This is a genomic window from Paenibacillus thiaminolyticus, assembly GCF_007066085.1.
Lineage (GTDB): Bacteria > Bacillota > Bacilli > Paenibacillales > Paenibacillaceae > Paenibacillus_B > Paenibacillus_B thiaminolyticus.
Genome location: NZ_CP041405.1, coordinates 1175099 through 1195651, shown reverse-complemented (window position 1 = coordinate 1195651; position 20553 = coordinate 1175099). Strand labels below are relative to the sequence as shown.

Sequence of the window (20553 nt, the reverse complement as noted above, 5' to 3'; positions counted from 1 at the left end):
ATCGGAACACGGCGAATAGGAAACTGTTCAGCCGTGTTCTTTGCTGTTGTGAAGAACGGCTCCTATGATGAAGTGGTGGAGAGTGAATAATGATGCATGAATCGAAGCGGCAGCCTGCCCTATCGTCCTATCCTTTCGGTCAATCGACAACCGAAGGCGGAGCCTCTTCCGCAGCAGCGGGGCATGAGGATGAGGATTACCGGCAATTCATGGTGGAGGTCAAGCGCCTGACGGGCATTGATCTGCTGCAGTACAAGGAAGCGCAAATGAAGCGGCGGTTGACGACGCTGCGCATGAAGAACGGATATACGACATTCCGCAGCTTCTTCGAAGCGATCCGGCAGAACCCGGATTTGCTGAATGAATTTTTGGATCGGATGACGATTAATGTCTCCGAATTTTGGCGTAACCCGAATCGTTGGGTCACCCTGAGAGACAGCGTGCTGCCGGCATTGGCGGCCAATACGAAGCAGCTGCGCTGCTGGAGCGCTGCTTGCTCTACCGGAGAGGAGCCGTACACGCTGGCCATGATCTTGAATGAGTCGGGCCTGATGCAGCGCTCTCAGATTACCGCCACCGACATTGACGAGAACGTATTGATGAAGGCGAAGGAAGCATGCTATGTAGAACGTTCACTGAAGGATGTGCCGGATCTGTACCGGCAGAAATATTTTCAGCAGGCGCCGGAAGGATACCGGATTATCGAGTCATTGAAGAGCGCGATTCGGTTCCGGAAGCAGAATCTGCTGGAAGACACGTTCGATACCTCGCTGGATTTGATCATTTGCCGCAATGTCATGATTTATTTCACGGAGGAAGCCAAATTCCAGCTGTACCGCAAATTCGCCGATGCGCTGAAACCGGGCGGGGTTCTATTCGTAGGAAGCACGGAACAGATTTTCAATCCGGGCCAATACGGGCTGGAGACGATAGAGACGTTCTTTTACCGCAAAATGGCATCTAGCGTATAATCCGCATCCCTTCTTCCGATACTAGACTTACGTAGACGGTATGAACATCCTCTAGGATGACTACGAGGACGGAGGGACGACCAACAAGAATGGACAAGAGGACGGTCATCGCGGCTTACCAGCGAGGAGAATTAACGATCCACGAATGCGCCCAAATCATTGGGGTGGAAGTGACATTGAAAAACTGGCTCCCTTTGTTGGCGGAGGAGGAGCGTGCGGGAACGGTTCCTGCTCCTGTGCGTGCGGCCTCGAAGCGCGCCTCTCTATGGAGATAGCGGAGCCGAAGACCTGTTCCGGTTCTTGGCGTCCCGCTGCCGGATAGCGGCCCGCGATATATGTGCACATAGTCATGACACGCTCTTGGCGGCATAAGGCCTTCAGAGCGTGTTTTTGTTTTCTTGTCAAACGTTGCCTCCTATACTATAATGAGCAAAAGAGTTAAGGATTTTAGCCATTTACAGCAATACAGCTTAAAGGGGGAGCAACGGTGAGTCTACGTTATTTGACAGCAGGAGAGACCCACGGACCGCAATTGACCGCCATCGTTGAAGGGATGCCCAGCAACCTGGCGATTGACTTTGAACAGTTGAACTTTCAGCTTCAACGCCGGCAGAAAGGGTATGGCCGCGGACGGCGGATGCAGATCGAGACGGATACGGCCGCAATCGTCGGCGGGGTGCGTCATGGTTATACGACCGGAGCTCCTATCGCGTTGGTAGTCGAGAATAAGGACTGGAAGCATTGGCGGAATATTATGAACGTGGAGCCGATTGAAGGCTCGGACGAAGAAAAGCGCCGGGTCCATCGTCCCCGTCCGGGACATGCGGATCTGAACGGCGGCTTGAAGTATCAATTGACCGATCTGCGCAATGTGCTGGAGCGCTCCAGCGCGCGCGAGACGGCGGCCCGCGTCGCGGTAGGCGCTGTCGCCCGTCAGCTGTTAGAAGCGTTCGGCATCAAGATAGGCGGACAAGTCATCCGCATCGGGGAGATCGAGGCGCCTCCGCATTCTCTCCCGCTGGATGAGATGATTGAACGGACCGAACAGTCTTCGGTTCGGGTCGTCGATTCCGCGACAGAGCAGGCGATGGAGGCCTATATCGATCAGATTAAGGCAGAGGGCGACTCGATCGGCGGCATCGTGGAGTGCATCGTCGAAGGCATCCCTGTCGGACTGGGAAGCCATGTGCAATATGATCGCAAGCTGGATGGGCGCATCGCGCAGGCGGTTATGTCTATCAACGCGTTCAAAGGCGTCGAGATCGGCATCGGCTTCGAAGCCGGACGACTGCGCGGGTCGCAGGTGCATGACGAGATCCTCTACGACGAAGAGAAGGGCTATACGCGCGCTTCCAACCGGCTCGGCGGCTTCGAGGGCGGCATGACGAACGGGATGCCGATCGTCGTTCGCGGCGTAATGAAGCCGATTCCGACCTTGTATAAACCGTTGCGGAGCGTAGATATCGATACGAAGGAAGCTTTCACGGCTCAAGTGGAGCGTTCCGATGCTTGTGCCGTGCCTGCGGCCAGCGTCGTATTGGAGCATGTCGTCGCTTGGGAGGTCGCGAAGGCGTTCCTGGAGAAATTCGGCGGAGATTCGATGGAGGAGATTCGCGCCAACTACGAGCAATACTTGCAGCAAGTGGCCCGGTACTAGGAGGGAGCGTCATGGAGAACAAGGAAGCGATGCAAGCCGTAGAACTGAGAGTCGATCTTGGCGAACGCTCTTACCCTATCTGGATCGGAAGCGGACTGCTGGGACAGCTTGGCGAGGCGAGCCGGCAAGCGGGCATCCCTGCGGGAAGCCCGGTTCTCATTATTACCGATGAGCATGTCGGCCGCCGTTATCTGAATCTAGCCGAGCAGTCGCTGCACGCGGCCGGTTACCGTACCGCTTCGCTTACCGTACCGCCAGGGGAACAATCGAAATCGCTGGCCGTCTTCGAGGACTGCATCCGCGCCGCGCTGGAGGCGGGCTGCGATCGCATGTCCACGGTCGTCGCGCTGGGCGGCGGCGTCGTTGGCGATCTGGCCGGCTTCGTGGCGGCCTCGTATATGCGCGGCATCCGGTTCATCCAGGTGCCGACCACGATTCTGGCGCATGACAGCAGCGTCGGCGGCAAGGTTGCGGTGAATCATCCGCTGGCCAAAAACATCATCGGCGCCTTCCATCAACCGGAGTTCGTGCTCTATGATACGGCGACCCTGCAATCGCTGCCTGATCGGGATGTCCGTTCCGGTCTGGCTGAGATGGTGAAGCACGGCTTGATCTGGGACGCCGGCTTCGTCGATTGGTGCGAAGCCAATGCCGGGAAGCTGCTGGCCAAGGATGAGGAAGCGTTGGCCTATGGCTTGGCGCAAGGCTGCGCCGTCAAGACCGCCGTCGTATCCCAGGACGAGCGCGAGAACGGATTGCGGGCGATTCTGAATCTGGGCCATACGATCGGCCATGCCCTGGAGGCGGTTGCCGGCTATGGCGAGCTGATGCACGGCGAAGCGATCGCGATCGGAATGGTCGGCTCGGCCCGTCTGGCGGAGCGGATAGGAGCGGCCGCCGATGTCGCAGCGCGCACGGAATCATTGATGCGCCAGTTCGGACTGCCTGTATCGATTCCGGCCGGCTATTCGACTGAGGCGATTCTGGATGCGATGATGCATGACAAGAAGTTCAAGGAAGGCCGGACGGTATTCGTGCTCCCGACAGCTATCGGCAAAGTAGAGATTCGGCGCGATGTGCCCGTCGAACTGGTGCGGAACATCATCGAAGAGTTGAAAGGGGAGACGACATAAGCATGTATGCAAGGGGAATACGCGGAGCGACCACCGTCGAGCGCAATGATGCGGATGAAATACGGCGCGAGACGACCGTCTTGCTTGAACATATCGTGGCAGAGAATCAGATCGTTCCGGAGGACATCGTCAGCATATGGATTACGATGACTCAGGATCTGAACGCTTCCTTCCCGGCACAGGCCATTCGCGCGATGCCGGGCTGGGAGTGGGTGCCGTTAATGTGCGCCGTGGAGGTGCCCGTCGCGGGGAGCCTGCCGCTGTGCATCCGCTTGATGGTAACCGTCAATACAGACAAATCGCAGCGGGAGATCCGTCACGTGTACTTGAATGAGGCCTCCCAGCTGCGTCCGGACTTATCTACTTCATAGCGGAGAAGCGTCCCCGGGAATCAGCGTTCCCGTACGGGAGAGAGTGAGGGAGATGCCGTCTGCCTCCGTTCGGGTGTTGACGCATCGTCTATTTGCGGGTATGATGTGAAGAAGCATAGTTGAGTAGAGTAGAGTTGAGATGAGATTGAGTTGAGTCGAGCTGAGAGCATGGATACGTCATAAGCGGATGCCATCGCTATAGGTATAGGAACTTCCCTTCCTTTCTGTGTAATACTTTCTAAGTAACAATTAGGGAGGATTGGGCGACACTGACCTTTATTTTAGCGATCCCTCCTTTGATATACCCTGAGCTTGCTCATCCACAATGTCATGATTGAATCAACGGACCTCTACCTTGCGGTAGAGGTTTTTTTGTTTCTTCCTTCCATCCGACTCACCCGAATTCGAAAGGAGTGGATGTCATGCATCCTCATGTGGATGAAGTATTGCGATTATCCCGCACTTATCCGGTTGTACCGGTCTCCGAGACCATCACGGCCGATACAGAGACCCCGATTCGCCTGTTCCAAAGGCTGAAGCAGGAGCCTTATGCTTTTCTGCTGGAAAGCGTGGAGGGCGGAGTCCAATGGGCGCGCTACTCCTTTATCGGCACCGATCCCTTTCTGATACTGCAGGGCAAGAACGGAACGCTGCGCATTACCGAGCGGGATGCGGTCACTGAGATTCACGAGCGTCCGCTCGCCGCTGTAAAGAAGCTGCTCCGCAAGTATGCAAGCCCGACATTGGCGGGCTTGCCGCCGCTGACGGGCGGGGCGATCGGATTTTTTGGCTATGATCTGGTGCAGCAGTATGAGCGGCTTCCGCGCCATCGGCGGGACGACCTGATGATGAATGATATTCAATTCATGTTCTGCGATCAGCTGATCGTATTTGACCACGTCAAGCAGCAGATGCAATTCATCGTCAATCTGCATCTGGAGCGGGACGACACAGAAGAGCATATCCGGACGCTGTACGTGCAGGCGAAGGAGAAGCTGAGAGGGCTGCAGGAGAAGCTGCTGGCTGCTCCGGCTACCGAGCTGCAGAGCGGCCGCTTCCTCCCGGGAGGAGCCGCCTCCGGGCTGAAGCCGTACCGTTCGAATGAGACGCCGGCGTCTTTTATGGATAAGGTGGAGCGGGCGAAGGAGTACATTCGCGGCGGCGACATCTTCCAAGTCGTCCTCTCGCAGCGGTTCGAGCGGCAGACGACGGTTGATCCGCTTGATGTGTACCGGGTGCTGCGGATGACGAATCCTTCCCCGTACATGTACATTCTGAAAATGGACGATGAAACGCTCGTCGGCACCTCGCCCGAGGCGCTCGTCCGGGTCAACGGCGAGCGGGTGGAGACGCGGCCAATCGCCGGCACCCGCCCGCGCGGCCGGACGGAGGAAGAGGATCTGGCGCTGGAGGAAGAGCTGCTGAAGGATGAGAAGGAGCGGGCCGAGCATGTAATGCTGGTCGACCTGGGGCGCAACGATCTCGGCCGGGTATGCGAATTCGGCACCGTTCGCTGCGATACGTATATGGGCATTGAGCGCTACTCGCATGTGATGCACATTGTATCGAACGTATCCGGCACGCTGCGCCGGGACAAAGATTTCTTCGACGCCTTCCTGTCCTGTCTGCCGGCTGGCACGGTCTCCGGCGCGCCGAAGCTGCGCGCGATGGAGATTATCGCGGAGCTGGAGCAGGAAGCGCGCGGGGCGTACGCCGGCGCTATCGGTTACTTGGGCTTCAACGGCAATATGGACACCTGCATTACGATTCGGACGATTATTTTCAAGGGCGGAACCGCCTATGTTCAGGCCGGCGCCGGCATTGTATGGGATTCGGTCCCCGAGAAGGAATACGAGGAGACGGTCAATAAGGCGAAGGCGCTGCTGCTTGCCATTCAGACGGCGGAGGAGATGTTCGAATGCAGGGAATCCGCTGCTGTATCCGTCGAAGCGCCGAAGGACGGACGTCCCTCCGTCCAGGCTGCGGAGCGGGCCATGCTCCCGGTCAATTGGGACTATTACGCGGCCGTTCAACCGGGGAAAAAGCTTATGGCAGAAAGGAGCGTACCGCAATGAGTACTCACACGCTTCCAGACAGCGTCTTGACGAAGCAAGCGCTGGCCCATGTGCTGGCCGGCGGCCATCTGAGCCGCGAAGAAGCGCGGGAGGTTATGTCCGACGTGATGGACGGCCATGCTTCCGCCGCCCAGATCGGCGCTTTGCTGGCCTGCTTGCGCCTGAAGGGCGAGACGGTGGACGAGATTGTCGGGTTCGCCGAGGCGATGCGCAGCCGTGCCCGCCACGTCATCACCGCGCAGGATCGGTTGCTTGATACATGCGGGACCGGCGGCTCCGGCATTCACAAGCTGAACATTTCTACGGTATCGGCGATTATCGCGGCTTCCGCTTCCGTGCGGGTCGCGAAGCACGGCAACCGCTCCGCCTCCAGCCGCTCGGGCAGCGCCGACGTGCTAGAGGCGCTCGGCATCAATATCCATCTGACGAGCGATCAGGCCGCAGAATGCCTGGACCGCGTCGGCATCTGCTTCATGTTCGCGCAGGTGTTCCACCCTGCGATGAAGCATGCCGCAGCCCCGCGCCGGGAACTGGGCGTGCGCACGGTGTTCAATATGCTCGGCCCGCTGACCAATCCGGCGGGAGCGGATCGCCAGGTGCTGGGCATCTATGACCGCAGCCGCACCGAGACGATCGCGGCGGTGCTCCGCGAGTTGGGCTTGAAGCGGGCCCTCGTCGTCGCGAGCGAAGACGGCCTCGACGAGATCAGCCTGTCCGCTCCGACCCGGATTAGCGAGCTGAAGGATGGCGAGCTGAGAACGTACGACATTACGCCGGAGCAGCTCGGGCTGCAGACGCAGCCGCTGTCCAGCGTGCTGGGCGGAGATGCCGCGACGAACGCGGGAATTATCCGCCGCATTCTGCACGGGGAGCAGGGACCGCATCGCGACATCGTGCTCGCGAATGCCGGCGCCTGCATCTACGTGGCCGGGCAGGCGGAGAGCATCGCCGCAGGCGTCCGCATCGCGGCCGATGCGATTGACAGCGGACAGACGCTCCGCAAGCTGGAGCAATGGAGAGAAGCGACAGGGGGATGGAGTCATGTTTCTTGATCGAATTGTGGAGACGAAGCGCCGGGAGGCAGCTGAGCTGGCAGCGGAGCTGAACCGCCGGGAGGCGGAGCGGGCCATCGCGGAGCTGCCGCCGTGCCGCTCGCTCATACACGCGCTGACGGCAGGGAAACGGCGCTCCGTCGGCTTGATTGCGGAAGTGAAGAAGGCATCGCCTTCCAAAGGGCTGATTCGCCAAGATTTCGATCCGGCGGCCATCGCCCGCGGCTATGAAGCCGCCGGAGCCGATGCGTTGTCGGTGCTGACGGATCGCGATTATTTTCAAGGCGGCAATGATATTTTGCGCGAGGTGCGCGGCCGGACGGGGCTGCCGGTGCTGCGGAAGGAATTCATCATCGATGAGCTGCAGCTGCTGGAAGCCCGCCTCATCGGCGCCGATGCCGTGCTGCTCATCGCCGCGATCTTGAACGATAGCGAGCTGGCGCGGCTGAACCGCTGCGCGCTCGAGTTAGGCATGGAGACGCTGATCGAGGTTCATGATGAGCAGGAGCTGCAGCGGGTGCTGGCGCTCGATAATGCACCGCTCATCGGGATTAACAATCGGAATTTGCATACATTTGTAACGGATCTGGAGCAGACGGAACGGCTGCGCGCGCTCGTACCGGCCGATCGGACGCTGGTCAGCGAGAGCGGAATCCACAAGCCGGAGCATATGAACCGTCTGGCGGACATGGGAATCGACGCCGCGCTCGTCGGCGAGCATCTGATGCGGCAGCCAGACGTGGAAGCGGCCGTAGAGCAATTGATGAGCGGTCTGCCGCGGATCGCGGTATGACGGGGGTTGCGGGTATGACGGCAGGATCGCGTGTTGTTATGCCGGAAGTGACGGAGGCCGCAGGGAAGAAGCGGAGCGGCGGCGGCCACGGGCGGCGGCCGCGCGTGAAAATATGCGGGGTGACCGGGCTGGAGATGGCCCGGGACATCGTAGAAGCCGGACCGGACTGCATCGGCTTCGTGTTCGCCCCGAGCCGGAGGCAAGTATCGCCTGCCGATGTGCGCGGCTGGTTGGCCCGCCTGGAGGAAGAGCGCGTGAAGCTTCCGCTCACGGTCGGGGTGTTCGCCCGTCCGCGGCGGGAGGATGTGGCCGCGGTGCTGGCGGAAGCGGATCTTGACGCCGTGCAACTGATCGCCGATCACGATCCGGACCTTCCCGCTTGGTTGAAGAGCCGGCATGAGGTACAGGTCTGGCTGACGGTGCCGATTGCCGGCGCGGAACCGGATGGGGACCGGACCGCTGCGGCGCAAGCGATGCTGCGCCGTATGCAGCACTCCATTGACGCTGTCCTGCTGGATACGCATGATCCGTCGCAGGGAGGCGGCTCCGGGCGCACATTCGATTGGACCGTGATTCCGGACTATCGTTCGCTTGCCGGAGAATTCGGCCTTCCCCTGTATGTAGCGGGGGGCTTGAACCCGGACAATGTGGGGAGGCTGCTTGCCGGCAGCCGCATCGATGGCGTAGATGTATCGAGCGGGGTCGAGACTGACGGGGTAAAGGATATTCGTAAAGTAACCGCATTTATCGAAAGGGTGAGAGACATGGAACAGACACAGACGAAGGGAACGGCGGCGGCATTGCCTGACGCTCACGGCCGCTTCGGCGACTTCGGCGGAAGATACGTGCCGGAGACGTTGATGAACGCGCTTCTCGAGCTGGAAGAAGCTTATCATAACTATACGAAAGAGCCGGAGTTCCAGGCCGAGCTCATCAAGCTTCTGCGGGAGTATTCCGGAAGACCGACCTCGCTTTATTATGCGGAGCGGTTGAGCGAGACGCTGGGCGGGGCCAAAATTTATTTGAAACGGGAAGACCTTAATCATACCGGCGCCCACAAAATCAACAACACGATCGGCCAGGCGCTCTTGGCCAAGCGGATGGGCAAAAAGAAGGTCATCGCCGAGACGGGAGCGGGGCAGCATGGCGTGGCGACAGCGACCGTAGCGGCTCTGCTCGGCATGGAATGCAAGGTATTCATGGGGGAAGAGGATATGAAGCGTCAGCGGCTGAACGTATTCCGCATGCAGCTGCTTGGGGCGGAGGTCGTTCCCGTCCTGTCGGGAACCCGCACGCTGAAGGATGCCTGTAATGAGACGCTGCGCTACTGGGTTAGCCATGTCGATGATACCTTCTATATTCTCGGGTCGGTGACCGGCCCGCATCCTTATCCGATGATGGTGCGTGACTTCCAGCGCATTATCGGGGACGAGACCCGGAAGCAGATGCTGGAGAAGGAAGGGCGGCTGCCCGATCTCGTCATCGCCGCCGTCGGCGGGGGCAGTAATTCGATGGGCATGTTCTACCCGTTCCTTCAGGATGAGTCCGTGGCGCTGCTTGGCGTCGAAGCCGCCGGCAAAGGGATCGGCACGCCGTTCCACGCCGCTACGATGACGAAGGGATCCCGCGGGGTGTTCCAGGGCTCGCTCAGCTACGTGCTGCAGGATGAATTCGGTCAGGTGCAGCCGGCACACTCGATTTCGGCCGGATTGGATTACCCGGGCGTCGGACCTGAGCACGCCTACCTGAAGGACAGCAAGCGGGCGAAGTACGTGCCGATCACGGATGAAGAGGCGCTGGACGCACTTCAATTGCTGAGCCGGACCGAAGGAATTATTCCGGCGCTGGAATCGGCCCATGCCGTGGCGCAGGCGATCAAGGAAGCGCCGTCGATGTCCCCGGATTCGATATTGGTCATCTGTCTGTCCGGGCGCGGTGACAAGGACGTCAATCAGATTATGGAGACGCTGGGGGGAGAGGTAGAATGAGCGACGTGGCTGCACAGGCAACGAACCGGCTGGATGATATGTTCGCGCGCTACCGTGCGGAAGGGAAGGCGGCGTTGATGCCGTTTATTACATTGGGAGATCCGGATTGCGGAACGACTTTGAAGCTGCTGCTCCGCTTGGAGGAAGCGGGCGCGGACGTCATTGAGCTGGGCGTGCCGTATTCCGACCCGCTGGCGGACGGGCCGGTCATTCAACGGGCGGCGGAGCGGGCGCTTCACGGCGGCGTGACGCTGGAGGACAGCTTCCGGGTAGCGAGACAGGCGCGGGAGCAAGGAGCGCGCATCCCTTATGTCCTGTTCACGTATTACAATCCGGTCATGCAGTACGGAATCGAACGCTTTTTCCGGACGGCGGCGGAGGCCGGCTTCAGCGGGGCGATCATCCCCGACCTGCCGTACGAAGAGAGCGGGCCGGTGCGGGAAGCGGCGGATGCTTGCGGCATTCACCTCGTTCCGCTCGTCGCGCCAACCTCGGAAGAGCGGATCAGCCGCATCACGGCGCAAGGCCGCGGCTTCATTTACTGCGTATCCTCGCTGGGCGTGACCGGAGTCAGAGACAGCTTCGATGACGAGGTCGAGCGGTTCATCCGGCAGGTAAAGGCAACGACCGAGCTCCCTGTCTGCGTAGGGTTCGGCATCTCGACGCCCGCTCACGTGAAGCAATTTTCAGCGTACTGCGACGGCGTTATTGTCGGCAGCGCCATCGTGCGGAAAATAGAAGAAGCTCAACCCTTGTTGTCCGATGAGGCCACTTTTGAAGATGGGATCTTGCAAATTTGCGATTTTGTGCGACAATTAAGAAATTAACGCTTTGCAGCGACTTCCCATGTAAGGAAAGGTGGTAACCGGATGCAACCGAAGAGCAGTATTGTACATCTCCCTGTCTATCAGCCAGGGAAATCGGTCGATGAGGTGAAGCGGGAACTGGGCTTGGACCGCATCATTAAGCTGGCGTCCAACGAGAATCCGTTCGGATGCTCCCCTCAGGCCAAGGAAGCGATGAGACAGGAAATTGAAAATGCCAGCATCTATCCGGACGGGGCTGCCGTGGCGCTGACTGCCGCGATAGCCGAGAAGTTCAATGTCAACACGGATCAAATCGTGTTCGGCGCGGGCTCGGATGAAGTGATTCTGATGCTGTGCCGGGCGTTCTTGGTGGCGGGCGACGAGCAGATTACCGCCGACCAGACCTTCCCGCAATATAAGCATAACGGGGATATCGAAGGCGCAGTCACGGTCGAGGTTCCGTTGAAGGAAGGGACGCATGATCTGGACGCGATGCTCGCCGCCGTCACGGAGCGGACGAAGCTAATCTGGATCTGCAATCCGAATAATCCGACGGGGACGATTATCGGCCGTGCCGAATTGGAGCGCTTCATGAAGCGCGTCCCGGAGCGCGTGCTCGTCGTGCTGGACGAAGCCTACTGCGAGTATGTGACAGACGAGTCATTCCCTGACTGTCTTGAATATTTGCCTCAATACAAAAACTTGATCACGCTGCGGACCTTCTCCAAGATCTATGGATTGGCCTCGCTCCGGATTGGATATGGCATCGGACATCCGAATGTCATCCGCCTGATCAATCAGGTGCGCGAACCGTTCAATACGTCGCGCTTCGCCCAAGCGGCCGCCCTGGCTGCCGTTCAGGATCAGGCATTCATCGAGGAGTGCCGCCGTCTGAACGCGGAAGGGATCCGCTATGTGCAGGAACAATTCGCACGGCTGCAATTGTCCAGCTTCCCGGCCCATGGCAACTTCATTATGGTGGACGTGGGCCATCCGGCGCAGCAGGTGTTCGAGGCGCTGATGCGCAAAGGAATTATTACGCGGGCAGGCCATAAAAAGTATCCGACACATATCCGCATCACGATTGGCTCCCGCGAACAGAATGAAGCGATGATCGAAGCGTTGGAAGCGGCATTGGCCGAATTCAAGGTGGGCAAATGAGCACGCGAATCGCGATTCTGGGCGTAGGACTGATTGGCGGTTCGCTCGCCCTGTGCTTCAAGAATAACCCCGGGATTCATGTGGTCGGATACTCACCGAATCCTTCTTCAACAGAAAAGTACATCAAGCGCGGGGTCGTCGATGAAGCCACGACCTCGCTGCAGGATGCCGTGCGGGATGCGGATTATATCTTTGTCTGCTCCCCGGTCGGCATGCTGGAATCGATGCTGAGAAGTCTTCATCAGCTGGATGTGAAGCCAGGCTGCATCGTGACCGATGTCGGGAGCACGAAGGCGTCGGTTGCCCGCTGCGCCCGCGAGCTGGCGTGGAGCGGGGTGCACTTTATCGGCGGCCATCCGATGGCCGGCTCGGAGCGCTCTGGCGTGGAGGCGGCTTCGACGCTGCTGTTCGAGAACGCTTATTATGTCTTGACCCCGGATGAGAATGTCGATGAAGATGCGTACAGCAGGCTCGTCTCCTTGCTTCGCTGCACGAAAGCGCATATTATCCGCATGAATCCGGAGGAGCACGATGCGGTCGTCGGCGCCATCAGCCATCTTCCGCATATTGTCGCCGTCACTTTGGTCAATCAAGTTCAACAATACAATGAGGACAACAGTCTCCACGAGGTGCTGGCCGCCGGCGGATTCCGCGATATTACGCGTATTGCTTCGAGCGATCCGGTTATCTGGCGGGATATTTTGTTAAATAACCGGGATATCCTTCTCCAAATGCTTCAGGACTGGAAAGCGAACACGGAGCAATTCATCAATCTATTGCAGCAGCGGGACGGCGAAGGGATTATGCGCCAATTCGCGAAGGCAGGGGAGTTCCGCAGCCGGATGCCGGAGCGGCGCAAAGGCGTGCTGCTTGGGCTCCACGATCTGTATATGGATGTCCCGGACACGCCGGGCATTATCGGGAAAATTGCTACCGAGCTCGGCAAGCATCATATTAATTTGAGCAATCTTCAAATTATTGAGAGCCGCGAAGACGTGCCCGGCGTCCTCCGCCTGTCTTTCCGGCAGCAGGAGGATGCGGATCGGGCCAATGAGCTGCTAACCGGGAGCGGGTACCAAATCTATGTGTAAGGGAATGTCCCAACGGCACATTCTCCTTGTGCACGGCAGAGCAGCTTGAACGATAAACAGATAACAACGGGCTAGTCGAGGAACATCCTTGGCTAGCCCGTTTGCTTTTGCGATCGATAGGATTTTTCACTGCGGGTGTATGGCAATCCTTGGTGCTTCAGACAGGAAATTGACCATGGATGTAGAAGAAGTAAGGCGGTAGAGTGAGTAGGGAAATCGTGACGAACAGATAAAGAAAATCAAATATGCTGCAGAAGGAGGCTCAGCATCCATGAAATTCACGATCGAGGAGGCACTTGACCGGATCGGCTTGAGCACAGCGGGCCTCTCGTCGTCTTATCTTGGGGAAGGAGCGTGGCATGCCGCCTATTTGCTGCATACCGCCGAGCATGAAGCTCTTGTCCTCCGCGTGCCTAAGCCCTCAGCTTACGGCGCCCCTTTTGTCTATAACGAGCAAGAGATGGTGGGGGAGTACGCATCCCGGGGGCTTTATTATCAACATGCCAATCAGGTGATGCCGGGAATCTGTCCCGAATTTTTCGCGTATCATGTGGAGCCTGACCTTACCTTTACGATGGAATCGTATTGCGGTACGACGTTGTCTCTGTCAGAGACGACCCGTTCGGATGCGGTTGAGCTCGGACGGCAGTGCGGACAATTTATGTCAGCCATGAGCAGAGCGGAGGTTCCGCTGCGCGGTTTTGGATTCCTTGGCTGGCAGGAGAAAGGTCTTGCCGGGGAAATCCAAGGGGATCTGAAGGCTTATTGGGAAGAAGAAGCGAACGAGTACCGGGAGCAATTCGAGCAGCTCGTTCAAGCTGGAATTCCGCTTCGTGAAGACCACATTAGGGGCAAGCTGGAAGAGGCCATCCGTTATCGCTTAGGACGGACGCCTCGGCTCTCGTTGACCAACCGGGATATATCGCCGGAGAACATTATCGTTGACAACCAGCGTCTGCGGCTGATCGATCCGCTGCCGTTGCAGTATGATGATCATGCGTTTTCCGGAAATCTGCTCAATAATTTTAACACCCTGTTTCCATCGTACGACCGTTCTCCCCGCTATGCGAAGCATAACTTCGGCAGCTACAGGGCCCAGCTTAACGGATTCGCCGAAGGCTATCTTGCCGGCTATGCGGAAGGAGACGAGCGTGTTGAATATTCGCTCAAGGTTGAGGAGTTTCTAATGCTGCTTGATCTGGCCTGCCATCATGCAGGCCTGCTGAACGAGGAATGGATGGAAGGAATCCGGCTGCGGGTCGGCGACCGCGCTGCTGTGAAGGAGCGGATTCCTGATTATATTCGGCGGTTGGAGCAATTTGCTTTTGAGAGAGGGCATAACAAATGATTATGGGGTAACGCCCTGATTTGCGGTGCTACGGAAAAATATGTGAAATGAAGTAAATAATTTTATAAAACCTATTGACGGGATGAAAACGGATACATTATAATAAAGGCACAGTATGGTTTCTCTCCACTCCTATCCAATATCTATGCGCTTACTATAGCGCAGGCCGCCCATTGTGGCGGCTCTTTTTTTTACCCATACAAGTATGCGTCATCAAAGTGCTTCTTTTTTTCCTTGGCTTTAATCTCAACAGTCTCACTCCACAGGCGTATCTATTGGTTACATGGGCTCAAGTTATCTCGGATATCATGGAACTTTGACAATTAAGCTCGCGTTCGGATACACTTGGGTCATCGAGCTTATGCCACAAGCATCCGAAGCAATATATCCAAGCTGGACATTACAATGCGTGAAGCTGTTGCGAGGCGAAAGGAATGGGAATCACGATGAAGAATGATTTGCTCCATATTGGTCCAATAACCATATATGGATATGGATTGATGATTGCGATCGGTATTATTGCTGCATATCAAGTGTTGGTAACACGGGCAGAGAAAAGGCAGCTGAATCCTTCTCATATTTCCTCGATTACGCTTTGGGGCGTTTTGGGTGGATTTTTAGGCGCAAAGCTCTTATATTGGATAACCCAAGGCAAAAATATCATGAACCATCCAGAAATGTTATGGGACATTTCTTCAGGCTTTGTGGTCTACGGTGGCATCCTGGGCGGGATTCTTACGGGTTATATCTATTGCAGGATCAAAGGCTTCAATTTCCTGCAGCATCTCGATCTGTTCGTCCCTTCGATTGCCTTGGCACAGGGATTTGGAAGAATCGGTTGCCTAATGGCAGGCTGCTGCTATGGAGAAGAGACGCACGGCTGGTTTGGCATTACCTTTCACGAATCGGAGTTCGCCCCTAACGGTGTGAAGCTGATTCCCACTCAAATTATTGAAAGTTTATTTAGCTTCGGCCTTTTTTTTGTCCTGATTCATTTGACGAAGAGAAAGAGAACGGATGGATTGATTGCAAGTCTATATCTGTTGCTCTACAGTCTCGGCAGATTTATTATCGAGTTTTATCGAGGCGATATTATTCGCGGCAGTGTCGGGATCCTGTCTACTTCACAATTTATTTCGCTCCTGTTAATTATAGGCACGTGTCTGATCATGCTGGTGAAGTCTTATCAGACCTTGAGACATCGGAATGCTTAATTCTCATTGCATGGCGCCACTTCGGTGGCGTTTTTATTGCCCATTTTTCGGTGCCCAATGATGCAGCGGAAGGGCAGCATGATCCACGTGCTTCCGGGTACGAGCCGATTTCCTTGAAAATATCAACCAGATGGGGAACTTTTTGGCACGGAGCAGCATACGGTATGGATGTAATCTTACGGAATCGTAAGCTTGGACATCAAATAACTTAAAAATTTTTAATCATTATTCGACTTTTGTATGCTAAAATACGACTATATGTGAGAAATTTGTTTAACATTTTGAAGAATAATCTTACATACGCTTTATAGGTGAATGAGAGAACGACGTAATTTGAACTCCGATCCGCAACTTTTCTATACTTCGAGAGTATACCTTAACAGGTAGCGCATCGGGAAGGATATGGAAGGCAAGGAGGAACTTGAGTCCATGACCGATTCCCAGATCATCCGCGAGATTAAAGACGGCAACGTCGAGTTATTCGCGGAATTGATGAATCGTTATCAACGAAAACTGCTATCATTTATATTTCATATGTTAAAGAGCTCCCAGTTGGAATTGCTTGCCGAGGATTTATGTGCCGAGACGTTCTTCAAGGCATATCGGAGCCTGAATACGTTCCGCGAGGCAGAGGCCTCTTTTTCGACCTGGCTATATACGATTGCCCGTAATACGGTACTGAGCGAGCTGCGGAAGCAGCGCAGCGTGCAAGTATCGTTGGACGATGATTACAGTATCGTTCCGGAAGCGCCGCGCGAGGCGGCACCGGAATATGCGTTGCTTCGGAACGAGAAGGTGTCTTTGGTGCGTGAAGCCATTAACCGCCTGCCGGAGAAGCAGCGTTCGGCCCTCATCCTGCGCGAGTATGACCAACTGGATTACCAAGAGATTGCCCATGCCTTGGGGCAGACGGTAAGCTCCGTGAAATCGCTGCTGTTCCGCGCTCGTGCGAGTGTGAAGTCTCAGTTGGAGGCATACATTACCGAGCCGGGAGTTGAGGGGATGAATTAATGATGAAATGCGCGGAAGCGCTCGAGTGGATGCCGGTCTATTCCCAATTGCCTGAAGACGATCCGCAGCGGCTAGCGATTGAGAAGCATGTAAGCGAATGCGAATCTTGCGCTGAGCAATACAGCGTATGGGCTGCAAGCGAGGAATGGATGGAAGACGATTCGGACATCCTCGTTCGGGAGGCGTCCGGTTCCGGATTTTCACCGGCACGGGTTATGAACATGATTTACGAAGAACAAGATTGGCTCGTTCCGGTTCATCAACGTTCACAGACATGGTCCCTGCGATCTCGCAATATGCTTGCAGGGATTGTTGCTTTTTGTATGGGGATATTTTTGTGTGCGCTGATTGTGCTGCTTGTCCGCAGAGAGCAATCGAACATCGAAGATATTAGCGGAGTGATTCCGACAGTCGTTGCCGGCGGCGATCAATCGGGCTGGGGGAATATGACGATAGGCGTCCCGGTAGCGAGCATCAGCGATCCGGTCATTTTGCAAGTGGTGCCTACCATTCCTCACTATTGGATAGCGTTGTCCCTGTTCGGGGTTACGTTTGCCTTGTTGCTGTTGAATTGGCTGACGCGGGTTCGTCGATAATTTTTATTGAGGTTGTTCACACATTTCCACGGTACAGAAGGAGAAGCAATGGCCCAATATATTGGATTGGTTAGACACGGGATTACCGATTGGAACGCCCAAGGGAAGATTCAAGGACGAACGGACATTCCGCTTAATGATACTGGCCGGAAGCAAGCGGCGATGCTGGCCGAGCGTCTGAAGAAGGAAGACATCGCTTTTGAAGCCGTCATCTCTAGCGGCCTTCGGCGGGCTGACGAGACTGGAGCCATCCTGGCGAACGCCCTGAATATCCCGCTGCTCGCTCCGGAGCCGGGATTGGTCGAGCGTGCTTACGGCCAGGTGGAAGGAACGACGCCGGAGGAGCGGGAGAAGCGTTGGGGCGCTGACTGGCGCGAGCTAGATCTGGGACAAGAGCGAGATGACGAGCTGCGCGACCGGGCCATGAAGACGCTGGAGTCGGTGGCGCTCCGCAGCGATGGCCGGAACCTTCTGGCGGTGACGCATGGAAGCTGGCTTGCCCAATTGTTCATTGCTTTGTTCGGACAAATGTCGCAGGGCCATATCGGCAACTTGTCGTACTCGATTCTTGAGCGGCGAGGCGCGGAATGGCATCCTGTACTATATAATTGCACACAACATATCCAACCCTCTGATGCGGTGGCTATCCACCGCGGCAGATAGAAGCAGGCCTTGGTTCCGATTGATGAACCGGGGCCTGTTTATTTTTATTTTGCTGAATAAATGCCGGACTTTTTCCAATAATGGTTAATGTAACAAGGACTCGGTCAAGGAATGAAGCTACAGAGAACGGAGGTTCGGCATGAATCTGGCAGATATGCTCAGTTACGCGGATATCGGGCAACTGGCCCGGATTGCGAAGCGGTACGGCTGTGTATGCAATGAACGCTCCAAGCATGAGTTGATCCAATCGATTTTGCTGACACTTGGCAGCAGGGATGTGTTCGAACGCCATGTGAATGAGATGTCGCTGGAGGAACGGCGCTTTCTCAATTCCATCCTGTTCGATAAGCGCTCCTCCTTCAGTCTGGAGGAACTGGTGGCCCGAGTGCAGCAGACGAAGTTCGATACGGTGGTGCCGGGCAAGTCGGATCCTGCTCCGTCTGGGCCTCAACCGCGGGATACGATTGCGAAGTTCAAGCATAGCGGCTGGCTGTTCAACGGCTGCAACCCGCAGACCAAGTATTTGTTCCAGATTCCGGCCGATCTGAAGCAGCGTTTCAAAGATGTGCTGTATCAATCCTTCTCCAGCCAATTGCAAGTTACCGCTGAACCGCATGCATATCGTGACGAGGATGGGAGAATTGGCGATGACATCGTGCAGCTCCTTGATTTCGTCGCGACGGAATCTCCGCCCTTGAATTCGGAAGGGGTGATGTACAAGCGGGCTCAGCAGCAGCTTCTCGATACGTTCGCGATTCGGGAGACACCGATAGGCAAGGGAGAATGGCGATTCGGGTACGGCAGGCGGTTCCATGATTATCCGAACCGATTATCTTTCATCTATGACTATGCCTTCTACCAAGGCTGGCTGGAGGAAGGAGACGGGCGGCTGCGCTGCTCCCCGGCGGGCGAGGAGAGGCGGAGCAGGAGAGGAACCGAGCCGACGGCCTCGCTCTACCGATTCTGGTTGAAGCTGTACAAGAACGCCATTCCGAATCTGTTGTCTGTCGTCCACTGGATCCAGCTGTGCACATCAAGGTGGACGACGCTGGAATCGCTGGAACGGACGCTGCTTCCTTATATACGGCCGTTCTATTTTGACACATCCGAATCCGTATTTCGGCAGCGCATCATCATGATGATGGTTCATCTGGGTCTGCTTCGGCTGGGGGAGACTGCGAGTGGCGCCCAGGTGCTGCAGATGACGAAAAAAGGGCAGCAAATCATTCAAGGCGTCTATGTCGCCCATGAAGACAGGATTCAGCTGAACGTTGACAAGCCGCATGCCCATTGATACGATGAGACCACCTTTTATCCCATAGGATGGCATGATGAATAGGTGTCTCGGAGGTGTGCGGAATATGATTATCTCTTACAAAGGAGTTCGACCGAGCCTCGATCCGTCCGTGTATGTAGCGGAAGGCGCGAAGCTCATCGGTGACGTAACCGTCGGTCCCCTGTCTAGTGTATGGTTCAACGCCGTGCTGCGCGGTGATCTGGCTCCGATACAGATCGGCCGGGAAGTGAACCTGCAAGACGGTGTTATCGGACATGTCAACACGGATCAGCCATTAATCATTGCGGATCGCGTCTCGATTGGACATGGCGCGATTGTCCATGGCTGCCGGATAGGCACAGGTACATTGATTGGCATGGGGGCCATTGTACTGAACGGAGCGGAAATTGGTGAATATGCTTTAGTAGGAGCTGGTTCCGTCGTCACTGAAAATAAAAAATTACCGGCCTATACTCTTTCTCTCGGTTCACCCGCAAGAGTCATACGGGAGTTGACAGACGAAGATTTGCAGCGCATGAAGAAAACAACGGATAGCTATGTGGTGAAAGGAAAGGAATATAGGATCTCTTAATCGTTAGGTTGGAGGTGCATCCTATGGATAAAATGAAAGTGACGTATGAAACGATGTTGAGTTTGACTGCGGAAATGATCTGGGACGACGCGATACGGAAATATCGGACGGAACGAATTTATGAAGAAATTGATAAGGCATTGGCAGCAGGGGATGAGACCACGTTCCGCTCCTTAACGGAAGAACTGAAGACGTTACAGTAACCCCTAATGAAGAAGCGCGCTGAGCGATTCTTCATTTTTTTGTACCACGGGTTATAATATGGGGAGGAGTAACTGGAAAAAAGGGGGAGCAGCATGAAATTCAGCGAGTTGACTGCAGAACAATGGAAAGAATGGGGACCCTATCTGGACACTTGCATCCTGCCCGTGACCGGACTGTCAGGGCTGGAATCGCCGGTCGAAGCGGTGGAGCGGCTCGAACGGCTGCGGGACTGGCTGGACGGAGTAGAGATTCCGTTCCACGGGCGGACTGTTACTTATCCGGCTTACCACTTCACGGGAGCGAGCGAGCCGGAGCCGGCGGATATCGAGTTGTTGGACAAGGTGTGCGGACGGCTCAAGGAGCAAGGGTTTGCCTATATTGTCATTGTGTCGCAAGCCGTCCGGCTTCGGCAGGGGGAGGTGCCACAGGCAGATGCTGTCTTTTCGCCGGCAGAGCTTGGAACAGAAGATGCGAACACTGTCAAGGAATTGATGAAGGACAAAATTCAAAAAATGTGGTACGCGTCACAGTTTGAAGGGTAATTGTGACAA

Annotated in this window: 21 protein-coding genes and 1 pseudogene; all 22 read left to right on the top strand. The window is 56.1% G+C overall.

Translation table 11 applies throughout. The features are described 5' to 3' along the window. The first annotated feature begins 89 nt into the window (after positions 1-89). The 22 genes and pseudogenes from FLT43_RS05360 to FLT43_RS05260 all read left to right on the top strand — a co-directional run bounded on the left by FLT43_RS05360 (position 90) and on the right by FLT43_RS05260 (position 20544). A complete protein-coding gene (locus FLT43_RS05360; protein ID WP_087441932.1) occupies positions 90-971 on the top strand; it encodes a CheR family methyltransferase in 882 nt (293 codons plus the stop codon). 89 nt (positions 972-1060) lie between these two features. Then, a complete protein-coding gene (locus FLT43_RS05355; RefSeq protein WP_087441931.1) occupies positions 1061-1246 on the top strand; it encodes a molecular chaperone in 186 nt (61 codons plus the stop codon). A 212-nt stretch (positions 1247-1458) separates the two neighbouring features. Next, positions 1459-2628 carry a chorismate synthase gene (gene aroC / locus FLT43_RS05350; RefSeq protein ID WP_087441930.1) on the top strand — a complete coding sequence of 390 codons (1170 nt, stop codon included), beginning with the start codon at positions 1459-1461 and terminating at the stop codon, positions 2626-2628. A gap of 11 nt (positions 2629-2639) precedes the next feature. Then, positions 2640-3761, top strand: coding sequence for a 3-dehydroquinate synthase (aroB, locus tag FLT43_RS05345; protein WP_087441929.1), 1122 nt, complete (start codon positions 2640-2642; stop codon positions 3759-3761). A 2-nt stretch (positions 3762-3763) separates the two neighbouring features. After that, complete coding sequence (gene aroH, locus FLT43_RS05340; protein ID WP_087441928.1) at positions 3764-4132, top strand: chorismate mutase; 369 nt, start codon at positions 3764-3766, stop codon at positions 4130-4132. Between the two features lie 422 nt (positions 4133-4554). Continuing rightward, positions 4555-6207 carry an anthranilate synthase component I gene (gene trpE, locus FLT43_RS05335; protein WP_087441927.1) on the top strand — a complete coding sequence of 551 codons (1653 nt, stop codon included), beginning with the start codon at positions 4555-4557 and terminating at the stop codon, positions 6205-6207. Then, on the top strand, positions 6204-7259 hold the full coding sequence (gene trpD, locus FLT43_RS05330; RefSeq protein WP_087441926.1) for an anthranilate phosphoribosyltransferase: 1056 nt from the start codon (positions 6204-6206) through the stop codon (positions 7257-7259). Before trpE ends, trpD begins: the two co-directional genes overlap by 4 nt. Next, on the top strand, positions 7249-8052 hold the full coding sequence (trpC, locus tag FLT43_RS05325) for an indole-3-glycerol phosphate synthase TrpC (RefSeq protein ID WP_087441925.1): 804 nt from the start codon (positions 7249-7251) through the stop codon (positions 8050-8052). The genes trpD and trpC overlap by 11 nt, the downstream gene beginning before the upstream one ends. After that, positions 8049-8792 (top strand): annotated as a pseudogene (locus FLT43_RS30000) (phosphoribosylanthranilate isomerase); the annotation flags it as partial. The gene trpC and the pseudogene FLT43_RS30000, both read left to right, overlap by 4 nt. 24 nt (positions 8793-8816) lie before the next feature. Next, positions 8817-10040: a tryptophan synthase subunit beta gene (trpB, locus tag FLT43_RS05320; RefSeq protein ID WP_244194148.1), complete on the top strand. Its 1224-nt coding sequence runs from the start codon at positions 8817-8819 to the stop codon at positions 10038-10040. Then, on the top strand, positions 10037-10867 hold the full coding sequence (gene trpA / locus FLT43_RS05315; RefSeq protein ID WP_244194143.1) for a tryptophan synthase subunit alpha: 831 nt from the start codon (positions 10037-10039) through the stop codon (positions 10865-10867). The genes trpB and trpA overlap by 4 nt, the downstream gene beginning before the upstream one ends. A 42-nt stretch (positions 10868-10909) precedes the next feature. Continuing rightward, the gene (gene hisC, locus FLT43_RS05310; RefSeq protein WP_087441924.1) at positions 10910-12007 is read left to right on the top strand and encodes a histidinol-phosphate transaminase; all 1098 of its coding nucleotides are present in this window, start codon (positions 10910-10912) and stop codon (positions 12005-12007) included. Next, entirely contained in the window at positions 12004-13098 is a 1095-nt protein-coding gene (locus FLT43_RS05305) for a prephenate dehydrogenase (protein WP_087441923.1), read from the top strand. Before hisC ends, FLT43_RS05305 begins: the two co-directional genes overlap by 4 nt. Positions 13099-13369: 271 nt before the next feature. Continuing rightward, positions 13370-14446: a phosphotransferase gene (locus tag FLT43_RS05300; RefSeq protein ID WP_087441922.1), complete on the top strand. Its 1077-nt coding sequence runs from the start codon at positions 13370-13372 to the stop codon at positions 14444-14446. Positions 14447-14880: 434 nt separating this feature from the next. Continuing rightward, on the top strand, positions 14881-15660 hold the full coding sequence (locus tag FLT43_RS05295) for a prolipoprotein diacylglyceryl transferase (RefSeq protein WP_244951371.1): 780 nt from the start codon (positions 14881-14883) through the stop codon (positions 15658-15660). A 429-nt stretch (positions 15661-16089) separates the two neighbouring features. Then, a complete protein-coding gene (locus FLT43_RS05290) occupies positions 16090-16671 on the top strand; it encodes an RNA polymerase sigma factor (protein ID WP_087441920.1) in 582 nt (193 codons plus the stop codon). Then, a complete protein-coding gene (locus FLT43_RS05285) occupies positions 16671-17267 on the top strand; it encodes an anti-sigma factor (RefSeq protein WP_087441919.1) in 597 nt (198 codons plus the stop codon). Before FLT43_RS05290 ends, FLT43_RS05285 begins: the two co-directional genes overlap by 1 nt. Positions 17268-17315: 48 nt before the next feature. After that, positions 17316-17930 carry a histidine phosphatase family protein gene (locus FLT43_RS05280; protein WP_087441918.1) on the top strand — a complete coding sequence of 205 codons (615 nt, stop codon included), beginning with the start codon at positions 17316-17318 and terminating at the stop codon, positions 17928-17930. A 139-nt stretch (positions 17931-18069) separates the two neighbouring features. Continuing rightward, positions 18070-19224: a hypothetical protein gene (locus FLT43_RS05275; protein ID WP_087441917.1), complete on the top strand. Its 1155-nt coding sequence runs from the start codon at positions 18070-18072 to the stop codon at positions 19222-19224. Between the two features lie 67 nt (positions 19225-19291). Next, positions 19292-19798, top strand: a complete 507-nt coding sequence (locus FLT43_RS05270; protein WP_087441916.1) for a gamma carbonic anhydrase family protein — start codon at positions 19292-19294, stop codon at positions 19796-19798. Positions 19799-19821: 23 nt separating this feature from the next. Then, the gene (locus FLT43_RS05265; RefSeq protein WP_087441915.1) at positions 19822-20001 is read left to right on the top strand and encodes an IDEAL domain-containing protein; all 180 of its coding nucleotides are present in this window, start codon (positions 19822-19824) and stop codon (positions 19999-20001) included. Between the two features lie 93 nt (positions 20002-20094). Then, a complete protein-coding gene (locus FLT43_RS05260) occupies positions 20095-20544 on the top strand; it encodes a DUF2487 family protein (protein WP_087441914.1) in 450 nt (149 codons plus the stop codon). Positions 20545-20553: the final 9 nt, after the last annotated feature.